1 protein-coding gene is annotated in these 954 nt (G+C 35.7%); it reads right to left on the reverse strand.

What is annotated here, in order from left to right:
- Positions 1-954 (reverse strand): hypothetical protein (locus ACT3RM_RS17990; protein WP_444511529.1); only part of this gene is annotated, 954 nt, incomplete at both ends.

A 954-nucleotide genomic window follows, 5' to 3' on the forward strand; every position in this document is an offset into this window, starting at 1 on the left:
GAACCTTGACACTAAATAAAACCAGATTATAACCATCTAAGCCGTTTAACTTCCCATCATGCCAAGGCTTATTCGCAGAACTTTTAATCTTTGCAAAAAAACGATTTTTACTATCACCAAACTGACCTGTTAAATGAACAAACAATTCCTTGTTAGCGGTTAAATTATCTTTTGAAAGGCTTTTATTGAAATTACCTAACCTTGAGTGCATTTGCTTGTATTGCTCTTTCAACCGGCTTATAGCATTTGTTACCGCATCAGCATTAACCAAAACATACTGACTAAACCCATCAATACGAGATTGATAACTTTTTACTTTTCGAGAGTCAGTATCATATTGTTGCTGAGCAATATTCTTAATAACCCCTAACATAAATACGGTTTGCTTTAACATAAAGTGTGCATACCGATTCTCTGCATTATCAGTAGTTGATGTTGCCATTCGGCCACTATAACTTTTAGCATAGGGGTTTTTTATGTATTCAATAAAGGTTTTATTAGTTGGCCTAACTCTTCCCCTTGGCTGAGGAGACAATGTTTCAATTAAATCGACTTTAGGATTCGCCACAATCGCGGTGATAGACTCAATAAAGGTATCTAACGTTTTAAAAATATCTTCATTTAAAACTAAATTATCAAGTTTACCTCTGCTGGTAAGATAGCTTTCATCATCGAGTAATAGCTCTGAAAAATCGAGCTTAAAATCAGATAAATATCGGTCAAGCTGTTCATAAGTAAAAGTAGAGGCTGCAACTCTTAGCTCTAATTCTTCAGCGCCTAAACTTAAAATAACCGAACCAACACCCGTCAGCATTCTCGACTGCCATTGGTTTCGGTCGTTATCCCATTTGTCTTTTTCAACCCACCAAGTTAACCCTGTTTTAAAATCAACAACAGGCTGTAGCGGTAGCTTATCGGTTCCATTAATAATAAAAGGGGTAAACTCAACATTAT

Origin of the sequence: Pseudoalteromonas sp. AOP7-A1-14 (genome assembly GCF_052376275.1) — a bacterium.
Taxonomy (GTDB): Bacteria; Pseudomonadota; Gammaproteobacteria; order Enterobacterales; family Alteromonadaceae; genus Pseudoalteromonas.